Source organism: Exiguobacterium sp. ERU653 (genome assembly GCF_018617775.1).
Lineage (GTDB): Bacteria > Bacillota > Bacilli > Exiguobacteriales > Exiguobacteriaceae > Exiguobacterium > Exiguobacterium marinum.
On the sequence record NZ_JACSKV010000004.1, the window covers coordinates 36,891 to 56,377 of the forward strand.

The following is a 19,487-nucleotide window of genomic DNA, read 5'->3' on the forward strand; positions in this document are numbered from 1 at the left end:
AACGCCAGCCCGTTTTTCGGTGCTGGCGTTTTATGTGTCTTCTTTTCGAAGCGAGTACCCATCTACTTCGAGCAAACGCATGCGTCTCTGGTCAATCGCCGCATGGACAATCACGGTCACACCCGGGTTAAGCTCCATTATCTTCTTGATTTTTCGTAAGTCATCTCCTTTAATCTCAACCGGCAACACGAATTCTCCTTCTCTCAAATGAACGAACTTGATCTTTCCTTGGTCGTCATAGCCTGTAACTTCATACATCGAAAATTCACGTTTCATGAATATCCCTCCCCCTCTTACAGTTCCCGCAACAGATAAATTGCACACAAAAAAATCCATCCCCGTAGCGGCAGGGATGGATGCATGTTACGCCTCGACGCTATCCGCGTGTTTGGCCTTATGGTCGGCGATGACACCGGCATACCACTTCGCGCTGTCTTTCCAGATGCGCTCTTGCGTCTCAAAGTCGATATAGAGGATGCCGAAGCGCTTCTCGTATCCGAAGCTCCATTCGAAATTATCCATGAGCGACCAGAGGTAGTAGCCTTGAATGTTCATGCCTTCATCGTTCAAGTCAGAGACGGCTTCGAGGTGCTGGCGGACGTAGTCGATCCGGTTATCGTCATGGACTTCGCCATTTTCTAGCACGTCGTCAAATGCGGCGCCGTTCTCTGTAATGTAGATGGGAAGGTCAGTATACTCGGCGCGTAAACGACGGATCAGGTCTTTGAATTCGTTCGGGGCGATATCCCAGCCCATGCCCGTCTTCTCGTAGTCCGAGTAAGCGTCTGCCTTCAAAAAATCATTTGCTGCGTTGAACTCGACAATGCCACGGCTATAGAAGTTGATGCCGAAGAAATCACAAGCTGTCGAGATGGTCTCCATATCACCCGATTGGATGAAATCGAAGTTATGCACATATTTGGAGAACAAGTTCATCATGTCGACCGGATACTCACCTTTGAAGACCGGATCGAGGAACCAGCGATTCGAATACCCGTCGGCATTGTTCATCGCAAGGCGGTCATTCGCCGAATCCGTCTTCGCGTACATCGGTGACAAGTTGAGCGTGATACCGATCGGGGTCGTGGACTTCATCTCTCGCTTCAACAATTCGACCGCTTTTCCGTGCGACAACAACATGTGGTGCACGGCGCGTACCGCTTCGTTCATGTCACGATGACCCGGTGCGTGAACACCGACGTGGTAGCCAAGGAAGCCGGCACACCAAGGCTCATTATGAGTGATCCAAGAGTCGACGATGTCATCGAGCTCTTCAAAACAGACTTTCGCATAATCGAGGAACCAGTCGACCGATTCACGGTTGACCCAACCACCTTCTTCGTGAGCCCACATCGGAAGGTCCCAATGATAAATGGTGACGGCTGGTTTGATTCCTTCTTCACGGAGACGCAGCGCCAAGTTTTTGTAGAACGCCATACCTTCTGGGTTATACTCTCCCTTGGCAGGGAAGATGCGTGGCCACGCGATGGAGAATCGATACGTATCGACACCTAGTTTTTTGATGTGCTGAATGTCTTCTTCGTAACGATGGTAGTGGTCACATGCGACATCGCCGTTATGCTTTTCAAACACGCGCCCGTCGATGTCACAAAACATATCCCAGATGGAAGGAGTACGGCCTCCTTCATTGTGTGCGCCTTCAATTTGGTACGAGGACGTGGCTGTTCCGAATACGAAGTCTTTCTTAAAATGCATAGTGTTTTCCTCTTTTCTCTATATTTATTCTTTGACAGCACCTGCCGAAATACTGCTGACGATGTACTTCGAGAGGAACAAGAAGGCAATCATGATCGGGACGACCGAGATCGCGATGCCTAGGTAAAGCGAGCCAAGGTTCTCTGCGACTTGTGATCCTTTCAAGAAGCCCATCAAGACAGGCAACGTGTATTTCTCAGGAGAGAACAAGAGGACAAGTGGCATCAAGTAGTTGTTCCACGAGCCGATGAACGTAAAGATCGACATCGTCGCAATCGCCGGCATCATCATCGGAAGTGCGATGGTGTGGAAAATACGCAGCTCGCTCGCACCGTCAATCCGTGCCGCTTCAATCAAGCTGATGTGAAGCGTCGCTTGCGTGTACTGACGGATGAAGAAGACGGTGAATGGTGTCGCAATCGCCGGGACGATCAATGGGATGAACGTATCGAGAATGCCGAGCGTCTTCGAGATCTCGTAAAATCCGATGAGTCCAAGTTGTGCCGGCACCATCATCATGACGAGCATGAAGATGAACATCGCATTCTTCCCTTTGAAATTGTAGAACGTGAAGCCGTACGCCGTGAGGGCTGAGAAGTAACCAGACAGCACCGTCACCGATACCGAGATGATCAAACTGTTCTTGAAGCCGTTCCAGATGTTAATGTATTCGCTGAGCGTCGCATAGTTCTCTGCGAGCGCCGTCCCCGGGAGAAGTGAGAAACCAGCCATGATTTCTCCGTTCGTCCGTGTCGCGTTGACGATCATCATGAGGAACGGGATGAAGCAGACGATGGCGAGGAGGATCAGTGCTGTATAGATCAACCCTCGCGCAAAGCGTTTGTTTGTTTTTTTCTTCGAAGGTGGCGCCATTTTGAGTGGACGGTCTTCTTTACGTTTCGGCTGCGCTTCGCTATCAGGAAGCATACGCCGTGTTTCTGCATTTTGTTCCATCGCTTACGCCCCCTTCTTCTGTGCTGTGCGTTCATTGCGGAACATACCTTTGAAGACGATCGCCGAGAAGATGAGCGTAATCAAGAATAGACCGTAAGCGACCGCAGATGCGTAGCCGTAGTTGTTGTACTTGAAGGCTTGGTTGTACAAATAAAGTACCATCGTGTTCAATGAACCGTCTGGTGAACCAATTCCATCGGTAATCAACATCGGAAGGTCGAACAACTGAAGTCCACCGATGAGTGACGTAATCATGATGTAGAGAAGAATCGGCTTTAAGAGTGGCAACGTCACTTTCGTGAACATCTGCCAGCGGTTCGCACCGTCGATGTGAGCGGCTTCAAAGTAATCTGTCGAAATGCCCGATACTCCAGCCATGACGATGATGAAGGAGTGACCGAACCACATCCATGTCAAGATGAGTGAAACGGATAACTGTGCCGTCACCGGTTCTGCCAACCAGTTGATTGGATCTGAAATCAAGCCGATTTTCATCAACACCATGTTGAGTGAACCGTGCTGCCAGTCGAGCAAAATACCGAACAAGAGCGCGACCGAGCTGATCGTGATCAAGTTAGGAAGATAGAAGAACGAACGGAAGAACGAGAGTCCTTTTAACTTCAAACGGAGATCTGAGAAGATGAGTGCTAATAGAAGTGCTACCCCGATCTGCAAGACGAAGTTGATTCCCCAAATCTTGATGGTGTTGAAAAACGCCTCGATAAAGTACGTATCCGTCAACAACCGTGCATAGTTCGCAAACCCGACGACCTCTTCACCCGGGCTTCCCGTATAGTTCGTAAAGCTATAGTAAAGCGTTAAGAGGACCGGATAGATGCTGAACGTCAAGAAGACGACCCAGAACGGGGCGATGAACAGATAGCCGTAACGATCTAGTTTTTTCACGTGTATTTCTCCTTCCATAAGAACCGAGGGGGGATCCCCCCCTCGTGTTGGTCATCGTCAGTCTACAACGATGTCTGGGTAAGCGTTTTTCGCTTGTTTCTTGAACTCCTCAATCGCTTCTTCTTTCGACTTCTTACCTTCTACATATTGAAGGACCGATGCGCCATATAGCGTGTCGAGCTGTTGGTCGTATTTCGTGACGATTCCTGGAGTAATCTCATCTGCTTCGTCGAGGAAGAACTCATAGTTGTTCTGTCCGCCGAGGAACTCTTCACTGAAATCGTCTTTGATTTTGTCTGTAACCGGGTTGAAGGCAAGTACGTCGCCTGTTTCTTGTGCCCACTCTGTCAAGAACTCTTCATCTTGCGTCATGAGTTTGACGAAGTCGTAAGCTGCTTCTTTGTTTTTAGAATCTTTGTAAACGCCAAGCCACGTGCCGCCCCAGAAGTATGGGCTTGGTCCGCTAGTTACAGCCCAGTCACCTGCAGTATCCTTCGCGTTCTCTTTTAATACAGAGTGGAGACCCCAAGTTGGTAGGACATACGAGAAGACTTGTGTTTCTGTCTCTTTTCCGTTCTCTTTCACTTTGATCGGCTTATCCATTCCTTCGAACCAAGATGGTGACCATTCCGGTGCGAGAGCCGTGTATTGCTTCTCACGAAGTTCTTTCGCATAGTCCATGTAGTTGATCTTATCTTCCGTCAAGACGAGTTCGTTCTTGTCGTTAACCCACGCTTCTGGGTTTGCCCCTTGTGAGAACCAACGAATTGAACCTTCATCCGGGAACATCTTGTATCCTTTTTGTTTCATTTTCTCAGCAACTTCGAAGACGCCGTCCATCGAGCTCATCATGTCACCGATTTCAGTCGGGTCATCTGTACCGAGCACTTCTTTTGCTAGGCTACGTTTGTAGTAAACGCCACCTGGTGTCGTTTGCCATGAGAGAGCGCGAACGTTTCCGTCTTTGTCTTTCCCGAGGTCAAAGACGTAAGGGACATAGTTGTCTGCGATCTCATCGACACTGTACGGCTCGTCTGAAAGGTTTTCCCAATATCCAGCGTCGACCCATTGTTTGAGAAAGGCGATTTCCCCTGTGAAGACGTCTGGTGCGCCGACGCCGCTTTCAAGAGCTGGCTTCAACTTCGTTGGATAGTCTGCGATTGGAACGATTGTCAATTCAACTTTGACACCGTTTTTCTCTTCATATGTTTTAATTGGTTCTTTTAACTCGTCCGTAAATGACCAAACTTTTAAAACGTCATCTTTTGATTCTGAAGCTCCGCCTTCACTGTCTGAGCAGCCGCTCAAGACGCCAACTGAAAGTGCTCCGAGTGTAAGTAAGCTGACTAATTTACGCATGTGTTGTTCCCATCCTTTTTTATAAGTAATGTTAGAAAGCGCTTGCAAGAAGAGTTTTAAAATTATCGAAAGCGCTTTCGGTTTTAGCCAAAAATAAAATATCGAAAGCGGTTTCGATTTCTTTCAAAATGACTTTCGAAATCGCGCTCCTCTCTCCATCCGCTGAAGAAAAGAGAGCGACTTCGAAATATCATTCACTATAGGTTACTGTTTAACTGGCGCACAAGACGCCCGTTCGACTAAGCGTACCGGAATGATGCGACGTTCTGTAAGTCGCTCTTTCACGGTCATCTGTTCAAGTAAGAGTTCTGCTGCCGCTTCCCCGATCTCGTCCGTATCTTGGCGAATCGTGGTCAGTTTCGGCGTGATATATTGGATCATTTCAATATCGTCGTATCCGATGACCGAGATGTCATTCGGAACGTGAAGACCATGTTCGTGAATCGCATCGATGACACCGATCGCCATTTGATCCCCGGCCACAAAGACTGCAGTCGGTCGATCGTCTAGTTCAAGCAATCGTTCCATCGCTTGCTTCCCTTCCTCGACTGAGAAGAAACCAGCGTTGACGAGGTAGCCTGGTCGAATCGGGAGGTTCAGTTCTTGCATCGCAAGTTCATATCCTTTGATTCGCGCCGCTCCGGCGTCAATTGTTTCATCCCCAGCGATGTGGGCAATTTTTTGGTGACCGAGTTCATGGAGGTAATTCACGGCGAGGCGTGCCCCTTCGATGTTATCGGAATAGACGACGCTACAATTGGCGCTGTCCATATCGACGACGACGATTGGGATGTCGCTTCGCATGAGCTCCTGAACTTGCTCATCCATTCGGTCCGAGCAGATGACGACGATGCCGTCGACCGCACGGTGTTTGAAGTGTTCGAGATAACTCATGTCACGATTGCGCAGATTCCGCGAGGCGAAAATCAAATCGTAGCCTTGCTCCTCTGTCGCGTGACGAAAACTTTCGATGATTCCGTTGAAGAACGGGTGTTTCATCCCGACTTCGTTCGCCTCTGAGAACATGACCCCGATCGCCCATGATTTTTTCGTCGATAACGACTGGGCATGTGCGTTCGGCAAGTAGTCCATCTCAGCAGCGGCTTGAAGAATCTTCGCTCTCGTCTTGTCACTCACGTCTTTGTAATTGTTCAACGCTTTGGACACTGTCGTGATTGAGAATCCTGTTTTTTTGGCTAAATCATAAATCGTACCCATGTCATTCTCCTCTTCCCGAAAGCGCTTTCGGTAATTTGATTGTAGCGTATGGATTTGTAGGAATCAATTCTTTTTCGAGGAAACTTTTTAATTCTTTTTTCCATTCCTTGTTTCTTCTATATTACTGCATCGAGAAATTTTTGTCCTTAATGTGTCCGCGTATACAACCAGACGAGATTTGTAAACTTTTGTACTTCTGTCTCGCCTGTCACGCCTTTAAATAGACGCTGGAACGGCTTCAACAACTGCTCTAAGATAATTTTCCGAAGGCGTTCCTGTTTCAGTTCATGTGAGATTGCATCAAACAAATCTCGTTGTTCTTCCGTCATCTCGACATGCTCTTCGATGCGAGCAGCCATCTCGTTCAATTCTTCGATTGTAATGAGATGTTTATCTGTCGTCCCACGCATTTGCTCGACCGTGACCGGGTTCAAGACGTGCTCCCCTGTCTCTATCATTCGTGCAGCAATCAGTTCGACATACGTATATAAACTGCTCACGACTTTTTGAGGAGAGTAAGCGGCATTCGTGATTCGGTTCGTGAACAAGATATGTTGCAACATTCCGTTGAAGAGAACCGTCAATTCCATCGAATACGGTCTGACAGCCTCTCCGATAATTTCCGTCAAACGCATCGCAATCCACTCAATTTCATAAATGCGATGTTGGAGTACGAGTTTCTTCAATTCATTCTCGTTTGACGACATGATCGATTCAAATAACGCATGCAAGTTCCGTTCTTCGTTCAATTGAATCAATATCGAGATTTGCTCGATAAAGACGTCACGATCTCGTTTATCCCGCCCCATCTGCATCTCAATCCGGCGCTGCCCTGCATCATATCGTAAGTTCTCGAGGATACTGGCGACACAATCCGTCTTCGATGAGAAGTAGTTATAAAACGTCCCTTTGGAGATGTTGGCACGGTCAATGATCTCTTGTACCGATGTATGCTGTACTCCGTTTTCGATGAAGAGAGACATGGCAATATCTGCGACTTTTCGCTTTTTCTCTTTCATGCTTTCATAACTCCGATCTGTCTGATTTGTACCTTTACTATAGCACCGAAAACCATTTTAGACTAATAGTACAAAATGGTTGCTTTATTTATACAACGGGTATAAAATCATTTCATCGACATTTACCAAGACATAACTATTTAGAAAATAAAGGAGCCATCCATATGAAACCAGAATTCCAAAAGAAACCGCCTTACGTCATGTTGGCGGTCCTCTTTGCGGGTGCGTTCATCGCATTTTTAAACAACTCATTACTGAACGTCGCGCTCCCATCAATCATGGTCGATCTCGAAATTGCAGACTACTCGACCGTTCAATGGCTCGCGACAGGCTTTATGCTCGTGACGGGTGTGCTCGTCCCGGCATCCGCCTATTTGATCACTCGTTTTTCAAACCGCAGCTTGTTCATCACCTCGATGAGCATCTTCGCCATCGGTACGGCTATCGCGGCCTTCTCGCCAAACTTTGGCTGGTTGTTGAGCGGTCGGATGATTCAAGCCGTCGGAGCCTCGACAATGGGACCGCTCCTCATGAACGTCATGCTCGTCAGCTTCCCACGTGAAAAACGTGGGATGGCGATGGGAATCTTCGGACTCGTCATGATCTCAGCACCTGCGATTGGACCGACACTCTCGGGCTATATCGTCGAGTACTATGATTGGCGCGTCTTATTCGAAATGATTTTACCGCTCGCCATCATCGGTCTTGCGCTCGCTTTTTGGAAAGCGGAAAACGTCATGGTCCAAAACAAAGACCAGTCACTCGACTACTTGTCGCTCGTCTTATCAACACTCGGATTTGGTGGGATTTTGTACGGTGTCAGTTCGGCAAGCTCGGACGGTTGGGATAACCCAATCGTCTTAACGACGATGATTGTCGGTGCCATCTCATTGATCGCCTTCATCTACCGTCAGCTCCATATGGAAAAACCATTGCTCGACTTGCGTGCTTACAAACATCCGATGTTTGCTCTCGCGTCAGTCATTGCGATGGTCAACGCGGTCGCCATGTTCTCCGGTATGATTTTGACGCCGGCTTACGTCCAAAGCGTACGTGGTATCTCACCACTCGATTCAGGGCTCATGCTTCTTCCTGGTGCGATCATCATGGGAATCATGTCGCCGATCACAGGTAAACTGTTTGACCGATTCGGGCCAAAATTTTTGGCACTTACCGGATTGACAATCACCGCCGTATCGACGTACATGCTTGCAAACGTCCAACTTGACTCGACCTACACATACATCGTCTTAACATATACGTTGCGTATGTTTGGGATGTCGATGGTCATGATGCCAATCATGACTAATGGATTGAACCAATTGCCGACTCGCCTCAATCCGCACGGAACGGCCATCAACAACACAGCACAACAAGTATCCGGTGCGATCGGTACGGCAGTACTCGTCACTATCATGAACTCGGTGACACGCACAGAAGCCGAATCATTGATGACAGGAGTCGATCCTGCGACACTCACTGAGAGCTCGATGGGTGCCATCACTCAGCAAGCCCTCTTATCTGGGATTCAATATTCATTTTACGTTGCACTCGGTATGAACCTCTTGGCACTTCTACTGGCATTTTTCGTGAAGCGCGTGGACGTTCGTAAGTTTGATGACCAAGTGGAGACTGTTGAAGAATTAAAACAAGCAAATTAATACTGGGAAAAGCCGTTCTGAATGATGGATTCAGAGCGGCTTTTTTTAATTTCTCGTTCCCTTTATAAATAAATCAAAAATTAAAATTTAATACTAATATGGTATTATTTCTCAATAGATACATCTCGTTTAGGAGGGTACATATTATGAAAAAAGTGTTTGGTTTCATCGTCGCTTTCCTTCTAATCACTTCATCTTTCTTCTCGACTGGATCAATCGTTGAGGCGGCCCCGAAGAAGCAGAATCGTGCTATTATGGGAATATCGGCTTTGACTCCGCAACAAATGGCGGATTACGTAAAAAAGAAGAATCCTCGTAATGTCCGGCTCTCGAAAACGTCTGTCGAAGACTTGGCGAAACTCTTCGTCATCATCGGCGCAAAAGAAGGCGTCCGTGGCGATGTTGCGTTCGCGCAGGCACTAAAAGAGACCGGTTATTTCCGTTATGGCGGTGATGTCCTTCCAAAGCAGCATAACTACTCAGGGATTGGGACGACTGGGAACGGCGTGAAAGGACACTTTTTCCGTTCACCACACCAAGGCGTATCCGCTCAAATTCAGCATCTAAAAGCATACGCTTCAAACGATGCATTGAACACGAAACAAGTCGATCCTCGCTTCCATCTCGTCAAACGGGGCTCTGCGACGACTTGGCCGTCACTGCATCGAAAGTGGGCCATGCAGCCGAAAGGAAATTACGGGACCGAGATTCTTTCGATTTATCAAGAAATGTCGAAAACACCAAAACGTGTCGCTAAAGCAAAACGATGAAGAAATGTAGGGGTGAAAGAACGTGACGTGCAAACAAGTCAGACTCGCTAGCGGAATCGCACTATTCGTGACCGGCGTGATGTTGTTACTCAAGCGCTAATGAGCATTTCGGACAATCGTCCGAGTGCTTTTTTTGTGGATAAACAAAAAGCCATGGCACTCTATAAGTACCATAGCTTTCGCTAACGTTTATTTAACTCAATGCCCCCGATACTTCCCGAGCGCTCGCATGTTTAAGAGATACAAGACACCTGCATATAAAATCAGCCCGAGTAAATACATCCAAATCCCTGAGAAACCACTCCCGTAAATCATGACTTCCTTGATCGCTGTCGCCCCGTAGAAGATTGGCATCACGTAACTCAAGTTCCCGAGACCGTACGGAATCAAATCGAGTGGGATGAGGCCCGAGAAAAATACTTGCGGGATGATCGTGAACGGGATCAACTGTACGACCTGCAGTTCCGATCGGGCAAATACCGAGATGGTCGCCCCGAAGAGTACCGCCGTACCCGCCATGAGTAGCATCGTCAACATGACCCACGCCATATTTCCAAGCGAAGACAGTCCAAGCACATAAATCGAATAGAGTACGATGAAAATCGACTGGACGACTGCAAACACGCCGTAGCCGAGCGTATATCCTAAAATGACCTGTCCTCGTTTGATTGGGGTCATCAAGAGTCGTTCGAGTGTACCTCCACTCCGTTCTTTGACGAGTGCCATCGCAGATAGGATGAATACGAAGAAGAATGAGAAGAGTGATAGAAAGACGAATCCGAACGAATCGAACGTAGATTGGTCCTCTTCCCCAAAGACGAATGACGTGTCCATCTCGGCTGCGGGGTTGAGCGTCGTCAACGCATCTTGAATCTCACGGACGGCCTTCGACGACTTCGTCGACGGCTCGCGTAACGTGATGGTCGTTCCATCTTGATTCATTTCAAAGACGGCATCCACTTCTTCATTGTCTTCAATATATATTTTCGGGTCCTCGAACGTCGCCAGTTCCACCACGAGCGTCTCCTCTTCAAACGCATTGACGAGCTGTTCGGGTGCGTTGTCATCAAGGACGACCGTCGGCACGTAATCGGAGTCACCGAGTAAGAAGTAGACGAGTGTCAAAATGAGAAGTGGGGCAATCAAAATCAAGGCGACACTTCGTTTATCATTTAACGTCTGAAAGATGACACGCTTCGCTAAGTTACGCATGGTCACCCACCTCCTCTTTCCCGGCAATCAAGAACAGTTCTTCGACGCGACCGTTCTCGGTCTGGTCAAGCAAATCTTGCACATGGTCATATGCGATCAACCGTCCATTGTAGACGAGCGCAGCCCGGTCACACTCGAGCACTTCATCCATGACATGTGTCGAAACGATAAGCGTCGTGCCTTCCCTCCGAATCACTTGGAACTGATCCCAGATTTGACGACGTAAGATCGGATCGATTCCGACCGTCGGTTCATCGAGAAACAACACGTCCGGCTTATGCAGGATAGCGATGGCGAGTGACAAACGCTTTTTCATCCCACCTGAAAAATTGCGGACGAGCTTCTGTCGATCGTTCGACAGGTCGACAAGGTCGAGCACTTCTGTGATGCGTGTCTGGAGTTCTTTTTTTCCGAGCTTATAAATTGATCCGAAGAAAGCGAGGTTCGCCTCTGCCGACAAATCTTCGTACAATCCATCGTTTTGTGGCATAAATCCGATTTGTCGAAGCATGTCCATATTCGGCATTTTCGTTTCACCGATATGGACACTTCCTTTGTCCGGTGCGAGGGCACCGATCATGAGTCGGATGAGGGTCGTCTTCCCCGATCCAGATGGTCCGAGCAAGCAGCAAATCTCTCCAGATGGGATGGTGAAGTCGATATTGTCGATGGCGAGTTGGTCGCCGAACGACTTGTCGACGTGTTGCAGTTGAATGTTCATTTCTGTCACTCCTTTTCGGCGCCTCATCGTGTATACTCAAGATAATCGACACCGTGTTGGTTTGTATGTTCAGTATAGTCCCCGTTCACGGTGGCAACAATCGTCAATATCGGTCATCGTGTCGGTTTTCCGACAGATGCAATGAATGTGTTGAGGAAAAGGAGAAAAAGCATGGAACAAACTGACTTACGCGTCATTCGGACGAAAAAACTGATTAAAGATGCCTTCTTTCGTCTCATTGAAGAACAGGGATTTGAAGCCGTGACCGTCAAGCAATTGACCGAGCGGGCCGGCATCAATCGGGGTACCTTTTATAGCCATTATGTGGATAAGTTCGAGTTGATGGAGAAATGCATCAACGAAATTTTTGAAGAGGCCGAACAGAAGTTGATTCATCATCTCCCCCACATCTTTGGAGACGAGCGGACCGACAACTCGTACCATTACCTTGTCCCGTTCATCCGCTTCATCGAATACAATCAAGTCATCATGAAGCCGCTGCTTGGACCAAATGGAGACCCGACGTTTCAGACAAAACTTCGAAAATTTATGCAGGCGGCCTTGTTTCAGCGCTCCCCGGTAACCTTGTTTGATCCCGACAAGATGATGGTCCCGCCCCCATATCTCGTCGCCTACCTCTCTTCGGCACACATGGGCGTCATCTACGAGTGGTTGAACAATCCGTCCGCAGAAGAGACAGCGGAAGATATCGCCCGCATCATCTATACGATCACGTTTGAAGGACCGCTCGTCGCCGGCGGTGTGAAGTCACACGAATGAAGCCTCTCGCTATTTTTGCGAGAGGCTTTGTTTATGAGATGCGAACATGCACGTGCACGTTCCCATGTTCTTCAGTTGTCGTCTGGTATGCGTTCTGTACTGCCTCTAGATCATGCCAGGCGATGCGGTATGACTTGCCTCGCATCCCTTCAAACTCGAAGGCGAGATGTTGTAAATCCGACATACCTAAGATACGGTCAAACGGTCTATCCTCACCTTCCCACTCGATTTGATTCGCTGAGTCTTTTAACACGAGGTCGAGCCCGTGCATCACTTTTTCTTTGATCACTTGTCCATCCGCCGCAACACGCATCCCGTCTTGAATATCATGCATCCGACACGATTCGATATCATCAAACGGGATGGTGATTTCATCCCCGTTCGCAAAGTGAAGTGTGATTGTTTTTACGATCATCTTAGATTCCTACTTTCGTTCAGTCTCTGTTCCCTAACTATACAAAACTTTCCCCGGTTCAGGGATGACATCTTTGTGGATGTGGCAAATCCGTAAAAGCATGTTCGTTTCATTTAGAAACGGGAATAGAAGAGGTAGCACTCATTCTATTTTTTGAAAATAACACTTCGGAAAGGCGGCGAATATATGCCATCAGTGGATAAGTCGGTCATCGTCATAGGCGGAGGGCTCGGCGGCTTGTCAGCGGCCATCTCACTCGCTCAAAAAGGTTACGACGTCTCACTTTACGAAAAGAACGACCATATCGGCGGGAAAGTGAATCGGCTCGAACAGGACGGATTCGGTTTCGACCTCGGACCCTCAATTTTAACGATGCCTCACATCTTCGACAAATTGTTCCGCGGAAGCGGGAAACGGATGGAAGACTATGTGTCCATCAAACGACTTGAGCTCGAATGGCGCTCTTTCTTCCCGGACGATACCGTCCTCGACCTTTACCATGACCTCGAACAGATGCAGCGGGCAAACCCTTCCCTCTCTCAAAAAGACATGCAAGAATATCGTGAACTGTTGAATTATGCCGCGCGCATCTATAAGACGACGGAGAAGGGATACTTGGCGGAAGGGTTTGAGTCACCTTTAGAAGCGGTCATGAAGACAGGTATTTTCCCGACGCTCTTCGGATTCGATTTGACGTCGACGATGTATAGCGCCATCAAGAAACGGATCAGTAATCCACATCTTCGGGATATGCTGTCGTATTACGTCAAATATGTCGGATCGTCTCCGTATAATGCACCAGCCGTCCTCAACATGATGATTTACATGCAGTATGCCCAAGGTTGTTGGTACGTCGAAGGCGGGACCCATAAGCTTGCGGAAGGCTTGACGAAGCTCGCCGAAGAGATCGGTGTGAAGCTACATACCGGCGAAGGCGTGGTTCGTGCCCATACGGTGAATGAAAAAATTTCAGCGATCGAGCTTGAGGATGGACGTCTCCGTTCAGCCGACTATTTCGTCTCGAACATGGAAGTCATTCCGTTCTATCAGAAGATGGTCGATGCGGACGAACAGTACGTCGACAAACTCGTTGATAAATACGAACCGGCGAGCTCCGGATTCGTCCTTCATCTCGGCGTGAAGAAAGCCTATCCACAACTGGCCCATCATAACTTTTTCTTCTCTGAGAACTTACATGAACAGATGAATAAAATTTTTGAGAAACATGAACTTCCAGACGATCCGACGATTTACCTCGTGAACGTCAACAAGACCGACCCGACCCAGGCACCGCCAGGACATGAGAATATCAAAATCTTGCCACACATCCCGTATATCCAAGATGTGCCGTTCACGGAAGAAGAGTACGCCGCTTTTGAAGAGCGTGTGCTCGATAAGTTGGAACGAATGGGTCTCGATGGTCTGCGTGAACATACCGTGACACGCGACGTGTGGACGCCTCACGATATCGAGCGGACGTATGGATCGGACCGCGGAGCCATTTACGGAACGGTCGCCGACAAGAATCGAAACGGTGGCTTCAAGCATAAAAAACAGAGCGAACTCTATCACAACCTCTATTTCGTCGGCGGGACCGTCAACCCGGGCGGTGGCATGCCGATGGTCACGTTGAGCGGTCAGCAGGTGAGCGACAAGATCGCGAAACGCGACAAAGTGAAATAATTTTCTTCTATCCCTCATTCGCTATGAGGGATTATTTTTTGAAACTTTTTCCAATCAACTTCCGTATATTGTGCTACGATACAAACAATCAAACATACAAGCGGAGGAACAGGATGCAACAAATCACAAGCTATTTCTTTATGTATGCCAAAGTTGTCGTCACCGATAAGATTCCATTCATCTGGACGCTCGGGATCCCACTCATAATCGCTTTGACGCAGTCGTTTTCAGATATTCGCCAAGCAACGACAGCGGAATACTACCCAGGACTCTCTTATTTCTGGGTATATATTATTCTTGCTACATATGTGAACGGTGTCGGCATCGAACTCGCTCGTATGCGTGAATACGGACTGATGAAAACGTACGTGATGATCTCAGGCAACAAACTGACGTATGTCATCGCCGTCATCTTGGCGCAACTCTTATTCGCCTCAATCAGCTTACTCTTATTCACAACGGTCGTCACGCTTGTACACGGGTTCTTCTCGTTCAAGTTGATTGCAACTTCTCTACTCGTATTGATCGGGAGTATCCCGTTCGCGGTTGCCAGTGTCGCCATCACGGCACTGCCGGTGAAAGTGTCGAGTCTCGGGACGTTCGCGAACATTCTGATGTTTCCGCTCTTTTTATTGGCAATCAACTCACCTGATCAATGGTTCAGCTTTCTCAACCCGTTCTATGCGCTCCATGAATTCGCGCTCGGGTTGCTGCACCTGACGACTCAAGTCGACCTCTCGTTCGGAGTGTGGGCGACATTCCTTTCTGTACTCGGTTACTTCATCATCGGTGCGATTGCGTTGAAACGCTTCAGTCTCGTCTCACTCATCACACGCTAGGAGGTTCTTATGCACGTACATCAGCTCACTTATCGCTACCCGAAAGCGACACGTCCTGTTCTCGACGGCGTCTCGTTCACACTACAGCCGAATAAGCTGAACGTTTTGATTGGACAAAATGGTGCCGGGAAAACGACAATGTTTGATTGTATGACCGGGGCACTTCCGGTCGACAAAGCATCACTCGAACTCGTTCCGACGACGGATATGCTCTATTTAACGCAACTCATGTATAACCATCACGAATTGACAGGAAAAGACTTCGCCTATTTCATCGGACGTCTGTCGCAGCGCCCCGACTTCAAGAAACTCGAGTCTTATGTGAACAACCTTTCAACGTCCCGAGAACAAGAACTGTTCGAACATCTATGGAAGATGAAACTCGGGAAGATGTCGGTCGGGGAGAAGAAATGGCTCTTCGTGACGTTATTGTCTTCCATCAAACGTTCTCTCTATTTATTTGACGAACCGACGAGTGGGGTCGACCCGGCGTCACGCATTCAAATCATGCGTCGCCTACAACGCCTCGTCGACGAGGGCAAGACGTGCCTCATCTCAACACATCAGTTACACGACTTGGCTCAACTCGATGCTCACGTCATCTTCCTGCATGGTGGACGCGTTTTATATGAAGGGGACTTCCAGGACTGGCTTAAAGAATCTGGAACGACCGACCCGGACGAAGCGTTCGTTCGGATGGTCGACACGCCGCTCGATGATGTGGCGGCGACACGATGAATGACTCGTTTTGGGAACGACACCGGTTTATATTCTATACAATCGGTATGGTCGTCTGCGGCATTCTCATTTCCATGAACTCAAAAAAAAAATCAGCTCTGACGTGTGTCAGGGCTGATTTTTATTGTTCACGATGTGCGCGTCGTAACTCTCGATTCGTCACATGCTCCGGATCCGCTTCACGCAGTTTACGGTCCATCGACACGTACAAGATGAGAAGCGGAATGATGGCAATCAATACGACACCGAGTAGTTGCTGCATCGAATCCAACACGAACCACGTGAGGAAGGTGAATACACCAAGTGATCCAAACATGGCGACGATGATTCGAAATTCTCGACGAACGAGGCGTTGGTATTCCTCGTCTTCGTTAAACGTGCGTAACAGCTTCATTCGTCGCCACGCTTGATAGAGCATCGGCAGTTGGGTCACGAGGAAAGAGAAGGCAATCGTCGTCACCGTGACACCTTTTATGACTGAAACGACTAGAAATAAAAACAGGCCGCTTATGCCAAACATCGCGCTGACCCCTCGCGCGTCGAGATCATGTTCGACCATTTTTGGGAGACGCTCTTGTTTATTCATCACGCTTCACTTTTTCGTTTTTTCCGTTGCAACTGGACATGACCGAGTTCGACACCCGTCACGTGTAACGGATCGATTTCTTTTAACTTGCGGTCGAAGCGAACACTTAAAATCAACAAGCTTAGGATTCCGATAAAAGCTGCGATGATGAACGTAAGTAATGTAATCCATTCAAGCTCTACACTAGCAATCAGTATGAGAAGCAGGAGCGGCTGAGTAAATTTAGATGCAAACTCGGAACGCACGAGTTGTTGGTAACGTGTGTTCTCATTAAATGAAAGGAGTAACTTTTTGCGATGCCAAGCGTGATACAGGAGCGGAACTTGTCCAACGATTATCATCGGTAATAACAAGAGGATGTCTGTCTTCCAAAAATATAAAAAGAAGAGTAACATGACGCCAACTAAGGGAATCACCATTTGTCTCTTTCGTTTCTCATCATCCTTCAACATCCGTTCTAATCTAACTTCATGGTCTACCATCGAATCCCCCTCAAGTGTTTTCGTTATTTTGATTTATGAAACCTGCTCTCGATTAGTTTCATTTCCTACGCTTCTCACGATTCATCAATCCCAACAAACTTTCGACCACGTGCTCGTCATCAATCTTTAGAATCTTCCAATCGACCCACGACTCGAGAATAAGGCAACTCGCAATCAGCGTCGCACAGCCAAGGCTTAACGTATCGAGCGATATGTACTTCAGTGCATAGAGCGCCATCATCGATATGACACCAATCAAAAGAATAAACTGAAGCATACCCTTCAGATAAATAAAGCGCTGGTATATGGAGGAGTCATTGAACTGTAAAAACAACTGGATTTTATGCCACGTCGCCACCAGAAGCGGCATGAGCATCGCCGCACAAAAGATGAACAGGGATAGGCTCATTCTTGAATCATTGAACAATAACCAAAGCGCTGTCACTACCCCGATGATAATCACTAGTAGCGGACCCTTTTTAGTCCATGATTTGTCGTACAAGTATTCCATTCGTTCTTCACGTAACATCCAGCACCCCTCCAAAAGTAAAAAAAATCCAATTTACCGATATTTATATCTTATCAATCTATAAGCAAACTTTCGAGGTTTTTCCATTAAAAAGGAAAAAGCACCTGACGATTGTCAGATGCTAATCAATTTGAATCTCGGCGAATGAATCGGAATAAAAAGACTCCAATCATCGTCAACAATCCTAGATTCAAGATTGCCCATGCCATGTCCATCACTTGTAGCATATGATTACCCCTTCCATCCTGTTCTTCTAAATTATACGTGTCTTTATTAAAAAAGATTCGTTCAAAATGTGGTACTTCTTTTTAAGATTTAACTCGCACGGTTAATCGACTTGCGAGTTTGTTGTACCTTCCCACTCAACTGAAACACGAGCACCCCACCGACGATCAAGACAATCCCGACGACTGTCTTCCATGTGAACGGGACGGCATTCAAGCCGAACCACCCTAACGTATCCCAGAGGAGCGCGAACAAGATTTGAGACACCATAACGATCGAGATGGCATAACTCGGTCCGAGGTGCTCGACGCCTTGCGTCACACTCATGACGACCCCGACGCCGAGTATTCCACTGAACCAGAACCACGTCTCCATCTCTTCTACTCGGAACAAGCCACCACCTTCTTGAAACAGCCCAATGAGTAGCGATGCTAAAAATCCAAGACAGAGAACGAGCGTCGTCGTCGCCCATGCCCCGACACGCTTCTTGACGTTGGCGTTAAACGTGTTTTGCACACAGACGAGCATTCCACCGATGACAGCAAGCATCATCCCAATCGCCATGATTCTCCCCTCCTATTCATAAATACTCTCCCCGACAATCTCCAACAAGCCCTCCCGATCAACGAGCGTGATCACCCGACGATTTCGTTCGATCAAGCCTACTTCGACGAAACGCCGGAGCGTCCGATTCACATGACGATAACTCGTCCCAATCAAATCAGCGATATCCGTCAATTGGTAGACAGTCGAGCCGAGTGTTTGGTCATTCGGCGTCATCGATAACAGATAACTCGCTAAGCGTACTTCAACGGGATAGAACAAATTGAAGCTGAGTGATTGTGATTTCCGTTCAAATTTTCTTGTGATCTCTTCTAATAAATAGTGTAACCACGCAACATCGTGGTGGGCATGTCGAACCAAATCCTCGAAGCGAATGACAAGCATTTCGACTTCTGTGACGGCCTCGACCGTATTCAAAAACGGGGTCCGCTGAATATATTCGATGTCCCCGATCAAATCGAGCGGATATTTGAAGGAGAGGACGAGGCGCTTCCCGGTAGCGGAAGTATGGGAAACGCGAATCTTCCCCTTCACTAAGAAACGGAGATGTTCTGCTTCATCACCTTGCGTACAGATGACGTCCCCCGGCTCGTATCGGACGAGCTGCAATTCGTTCTGCGCAGCGACAGGTAAGACAGTCAATTCAAATTGCTTCACATACGCGTCAACCATGCACGTTTCCCCCTACCATTTTAATAAGATGACCCCCGCAATCATCATGAACACACCAATCAACTGAGCCCCGTTCAAGTTCCGTCGCACCATTCCGAACCAGCCTCGCCAATCGATAACGAGCGCGAGCGCCAGTTGCGCAATGAGAAACAACGAGATTGTCATCGTGACCCCGAGTTTATGGACGGCCGTCATATTACTAAATAAGATAATCGCCGCAAATGCTCCGCCCGATAAATAGAGCGGCTTCACGTGACGCATCTCGATATACGTGCGGTCGCGTAACGCCAACATGACGAGAAGTGCGACGATGAATCCTGTGAACTGTGTCAACGTCGCCGCTTGCCACGTTCCAATCTGTGAACTGATTCGCGCATTCGCCACACTTTGTAATGTCAGAAAAAAGCCTCCGCTGATTGCAAACAACACCCCTCGCAT

General features: G+C 47.9%; 22 protein-coding genes. 6 read left to right on the forward strand and 16 right to left on the reverse strand.

Going from position 1 to position 19,487, the window contains the following annotated elements:
* Positions 1-30: 30 nt before the first annotated feature.
* The 7 genes from KNO95_RS12705 to KNO95_RS12735 all read right to left on the reverse strand — a co-directional run bounded on the left by KNO95_RS12705 (position 31) and on the right by KNO95_RS12735 (position 7,172).
* On the reverse strand, positions 31-276 hold the full coding sequence (locus KNO95_RS12705; RefSeq protein WP_214704051.1) for a hypothetical protein: 246 nt from the start codon (positions 274-276) through the stop codon (positions 31-33).
* Positions 277-363: 87 nt separating this feature from the next.
* Positions 364-1,716 (reverse strand): GH1 family beta-glucosidase, encoded by a 1,353-nt coding sequence (locus KNO95_RS12710; protein WP_026824382.1) that lies wholly within the window; start codon positions 1,714-1,716, stop codon positions 364-366.
* Positions 1,717-1,740: 24 nt separating this feature from the next.
* Positions 1,741-2,670 carry a carbohydrate ABC transporter permease gene (locus KNO95_RS12715; protein ID WP_214704052.1) on the reverse strand — a complete coding sequence of 310 codons (930 nt, stop codon included), beginning with the start codon at positions 2,668-2,670 and terminating at the stop codon, positions 1,741-1,743.
* A gap of 3 nt (positions 2,671-2,673) precedes the next feature.
* Positions 2,674-3,576 carry a carbohydrate ABC transporter permease gene (locus KNO95_RS12720; RefSeq protein WP_026824384.1) on the reverse strand — a complete coding sequence of 301 codons (903 nt, stop codon included), beginning with the start codon at positions 3,574-3,576 and terminating at the stop codon, positions 2,674-2,676.
* Positions 3,577-3,633: 57 nt separating this feature from the next.
* Positions 3,634-4,935: an ABC transporter substrate-binding protein gene (locus KNO95_RS12725; protein ID WP_026824385.1), complete on the reverse strand. Its 1,302-nt coding sequence runs from the start codon at positions 4,933-4,935 to the stop codon at positions 3,634-3,636.
* Positions 4,936-5,139: 204 nt separating this feature from the next.
* Positions 5,140-6,153 (reverse strand): LacI family DNA-binding transcriptional regulator, encoded by a 1,014-nt coding sequence (locus KNO95_RS12730; RefSeq protein WP_026824386.1) that lies wholly within the window; start codon positions 6,151-6,153, stop codon positions 5,140-5,142.
* A 146-nt stretch (positions 6,154-6,299) separates the two neighbouring features.
* Complete coding sequence (locus KNO95_RS12735; RefSeq protein WP_214704053.1) at positions 6,300-7,172, reverse strand: TetR/AcrR family transcriptional regulator; 873 nt, start codon at positions 7,170-7,172, stop codon at positions 6,300-6,302.
* A gap of 164 nt (positions 7,173-7,336) precedes the next feature.
* Here KNO95_RS12735 and KNO95_RS12740 point away from each other — a divergent pair, with 164 nt between their 5' ends.
* Both KNO95_RS12740 and KNO95_RS12745 read left to right on the forward strand, forming a co-directional pair.
* The gene (locus KNO95_RS12740; protein WP_214879167.1) at positions 7,337-8,833 is read left to right on the forward strand and encodes a DHA2 family efflux MFS transporter permease subunit; all 1,497 of its coding nucleotides are present in this window, start codon (positions 7,337-7,339) and stop codon (positions 8,831-8,833) included.
* Between the two features lie 146 nt (positions 8,834-8,979).
* Positions 8,980-9,603 (forward strand): glucosaminidase domain-containing protein, encoded by a 624-nt coding sequence (locus tag KNO95_RS12745; protein WP_214879168.1) that lies wholly within the window; start codon positions 8,980-8,982, stop codon positions 9,601-9,603.
* 198 nt (positions 9,604-9,801) lie between these two features.
* On the opposite strand, the gene KNO95_RS12750 is transcribed toward KNO95_RS12745, so the two are convergent.
* Positions 9,802-10,815: an ABC transporter permease gene (locus KNO95_RS12750; RefSeq protein ID WP_214879169.1), complete on the reverse strand. Its 1,014-nt coding sequence runs from the start codon at positions 10,813-10,815 to the stop codon at positions 9,802-9,804.
* Positions 10,808-11,536: an ABC transporter ATP-binding protein gene (locus KNO95_RS12755; protein WP_214701292.1), complete on the reverse strand. Its 729-nt coding sequence runs from the start codon at positions 11,534-11,536 to the stop codon at positions 10,808-10,810. Before KNO95_RS12755 ends, KNO95_RS12750 begins: the two co-directional genes overlap by 8 nt.
* A gap of 171 nt (positions 11,537-11,707) precedes the next feature.
* Here KNO95_RS12755 and KNO95_RS12760 point away from each other — a divergent pair, with 171 nt between their 5' ends.
* A complete protein-coding gene (locus KNO95_RS12760; RefSeq protein ID WP_214879170.1) occupies positions 11,708-12,316 on the forward strand; it encodes a TetR/AcrR family transcriptional regulator in 609 nt (202 codons plus the stop codon).
* A gap of 31 nt (positions 12,317-12,347) precedes the next feature.
* Here KNO95_RS12760 and KNO95_RS12765 read toward each other — a convergent pair whose 3' ends face one another.
* On the reverse strand, positions 12,348-12,731 hold the full coding sequence (locus KNO95_RS12765) for a hypothetical protein (protein ID WP_214704068.1): 384 nt from the start codon (positions 12,729-12,731) through the stop codon (positions 12,348-12,350).
* Positions 12,732-12,917: 186 nt separating this feature from the next.
* Here KNO95_RS12765 and KNO95_RS12770 point away from each other — a divergent pair, with 186 nt between their 5' ends.
* The 3 genes from KNO95_RS12770 to KNO95_RS12780 all read left to right on the forward strand — a co-directional run bounded on the left by KNO95_RS12770 (position 12,918) and on the right by KNO95_RS12780 (position 15,991).
* The gene (locus tag KNO95_RS12770) at positions 12,918-14,414 is read left to right on the forward strand and encodes a phytoene desaturase family protein (protein ID WP_214704070.1); all 1,497 of its coding nucleotides are present in this window, start codon (positions 12,918-12,920) and stop codon (positions 14,412-14,414) included.
* Positions 14,415-14,527: 113 nt separating this feature from the next.
* Entirely contained in the window at positions 14,528-15,253 is a 726-nt protein-coding gene (locus KNO95_RS12775; protein WP_214704072.1) for a hypothetical protein, read from the forward strand.
* Positions 15,254-15,262: 9 nt separating this feature from the next.
* Positions 15,263-15,991 (forward strand): ATP-binding cassette domain-containing protein, encoded by a 729-nt coding sequence (locus KNO95_RS12780; protein ID WP_214879171.1) that lies wholly within the window; start codon positions 15,263-15,265, stop codon positions 15,989-15,991.
* Between the two features lie 121 nt (positions 15,992-16,112).
* Here KNO95_RS12780 and KNO95_RS12785 read toward each other — a convergent pair whose 3' ends face one another.
* The 6 genes from KNO95_RS12785 to KNO95_RS12810 form a co-directional block, all read right to left on the reverse strand.
* Positions 16,113-16,577, reverse strand: a complete 465-nt coding sequence (locus tag KNO95_RS12785) for a hypothetical protein (protein ID WP_214879172.1) — start codon at positions 16,575-16,577, stop codon at positions 16,113-16,115.
* A complete protein-coding gene (locus KNO95_RS12790) occupies positions 16,577-17,059 on the reverse strand; it encodes a hypothetical protein (RefSeq protein ID WP_214879174.1) in 483 nt (160 codons plus the stop codon). Before KNO95_RS12790 ends, KNO95_RS12785 begins: the two co-directional genes overlap by 1 nt.
* Positions 17,060-17,117: 58 nt before the next feature.
* On the reverse strand, positions 17,118-17,588 hold the full coding sequence (locus tag KNO95_RS12795; protein WP_214879176.1) for a hypothetical protein: 471 nt from the start codon (positions 17,586-17,588) through the stop codon (positions 17,118-17,120).
* A 315-nt stretch (positions 17,589-17,903) separates the two neighbouring features.
* On the reverse strand, positions 17,904-18,377 hold the full coding sequence (locus tag KNO95_RS12800) for a DMT family transporter (protein ID WP_214704081.1): 474 nt from the start codon (positions 18,375-18,377) through the stop codon (positions 17,904-17,906).
* A 12-nt stretch (positions 18,378-18,389) separates the two neighbouring features.
* Entirely contained in the window at positions 18,390-19,049 is a 660-nt protein-coding gene (locus KNO95_RS12805) for a Crp/Fnr family transcriptional regulator (protein ID WP_214704082.1), read from the reverse strand.
* 12 nt (positions 19,050-19,061) lie between these two features.
* Positions 19,062-19,487, reverse strand: a complete 426-nt coding sequence (locus KNO95_RS12810; protein ID WP_214879178.1) for a DMT family transporter — start codon at positions 19,485-19,487, stop codon at positions 19,062-19,064.

What these genes read in the sequence shown, in the direction of transcription:
- KNO95_RS12730 (WP_026824386.1), bottom strand. Translation starts at nt 6,153, where the DNA reads ATGGGTACGATTTATGATTTAGCCAAAAAAACAGGATTCTCAATCACG.
- KNO95_RS12735 (WP_214704053.1), bottom strand. Translation starts at nt 7,172, where the DNA reads ATGAAAGAGAAAAAGCGAAAAGTCGCAGATATTGCCATGTCTCTCTTC.
- KNO95_RS12760 (WP_214879170.1), top strand. Translation starts at nt 11,708, where the DNA reads ATGGAACAAACTGACTTACGCGTCATTCGGACGAAAAAACTGATTAAA.
- KNO95_RS12740 (WP_214879167.1), top strand. Translation starts at nt 7,337, where the DNA reads ATGAAACCAGAATTCCAAAAGAAACCGCCTTACGTCATGTTGGCGGTC.
- KNO95_RS12750 (WP_214879169.1), bottom strand. Translation starts at nt 10,815, where the DNA reads ATGCGTAACTTAGCGAAGCGTGTCATCTTTCAGACGTTAAATGATAAA.
- KNO95_RS12810 (WP_214879178.1), bottom strand. Translation starts at nt 19,487, where the DNA reads ATGCGAGGGGTGTTGTTTGCAATCAGCGGAGGCTTTTTTCTGACATTA.
- KNO95_RS12795 (WP_214879176.1), bottom strand. Translation starts at nt 17,588, where the DNA reads ATGTTACGTGAAGAACGAATGGAATACTTGTACGACAAATCATGGACT.
- KNO95_RS12790 (WP_214879174.1), bottom strand. Translation starts at nt 17,059, where the DNA reads ATGGTAGACCATGAAGTTAGATTAGAACGGATGTTGAAGGATGATGAG.
- KNO95_RS12745 (WP_214879168.1), top strand. Translation starts at nt 8,980, where the DNA reads ATGAAAAAAGTGTTTGGTTTCATCGTCGCTTTCCTTCTAATCACTTCA.
- KNO95_RS12710 (WP_026824382.1), bottom strand. Translation starts at nt 1,716, where the DNA reads ATGCATTTTAAGAAAGACTTCGTATTCGGAACAGCCACGTCCTCGTAC.
- KNO95_RS12765 (WP_214704068.1), bottom strand. Translation starts at nt 12,731, where the DNA reads ATGATCGTAAAAACAATCACACTTCACTTTGCGAACGGGGATGAAATC.
- KNO95_RS12800 (WP_214704081.1), bottom strand. Translation starts at nt 18,377, where the DNA reads ATGGCGATTGGGATGATGCTTGCTGTCATCGGTGGAATGCTCGTCTGT.
- KNO95_RS12805 (WP_214704082.1), bottom strand. Translation starts at nt 19,049, where the DNA reads ATGGTTGACGCGTATGTGAAGCAATTTGAATTGACTGTCTTACCTGTC.
- KNO95_RS12725 (WP_026824385.1), bottom strand. Translation starts at nt 4,935, where the DNA reads ATGCGTAAATTAGTCAGCTTACTTACACTCGGAGCACTTTCAGTTGGC.
- KNO95_RS12780 (WP_214879171.1), top strand. Translation starts at nt 15,263, where the DNA reads ATGCACGTACATCAGCTCACTTATCGCTACCCGAAAGCGACACGTCCT.
- KNO95_RS12715 (WP_214704052.1), bottom strand. Translation starts at nt 2,670, where the DNA reads ATGGAACAAAATGCAGAAACACGGCGTATGCTTCCTGATAGCGAAGCG.
- KNO95_RS12705 (WP_214704051.1), bottom strand. Translation starts at nt 276, where the DNA reads ATGAAACGTGAATTTTCGATGTATGAAGTTACAGGCTATGACGACCAA.
- KNO95_RS12775 (WP_214704072.1), top strand. Translation starts at nt 14,528, where the DNA reads ATGCAACAAATCACAAGCTATTTCTTTATGTATGCCAAAGTTGTCGTC.
- KNO95_RS12770 (WP_214704070.1), top strand. Translation starts at nt 12,918, where the DNA reads ATGCCATCAGTGGATAAGTCGGTCATCGTCATAGGCGGAGGGCTCGGC.
- KNO95_RS12755 (WP_214701292.1), bottom strand. Translation starts at nt 11,536, where the DNA reads ATGAACATTCAACTGCAACACGTCGACAAGTCGTTCGGCGACCAACTC.
- KNO95_RS12785 (WP_214879172.1), bottom strand. Translation starts at nt 16,577, where the DNA reads ATGAATAAACAAGAGCGTCTCCCAAAAATGGTCGAACATGATCTCGAC.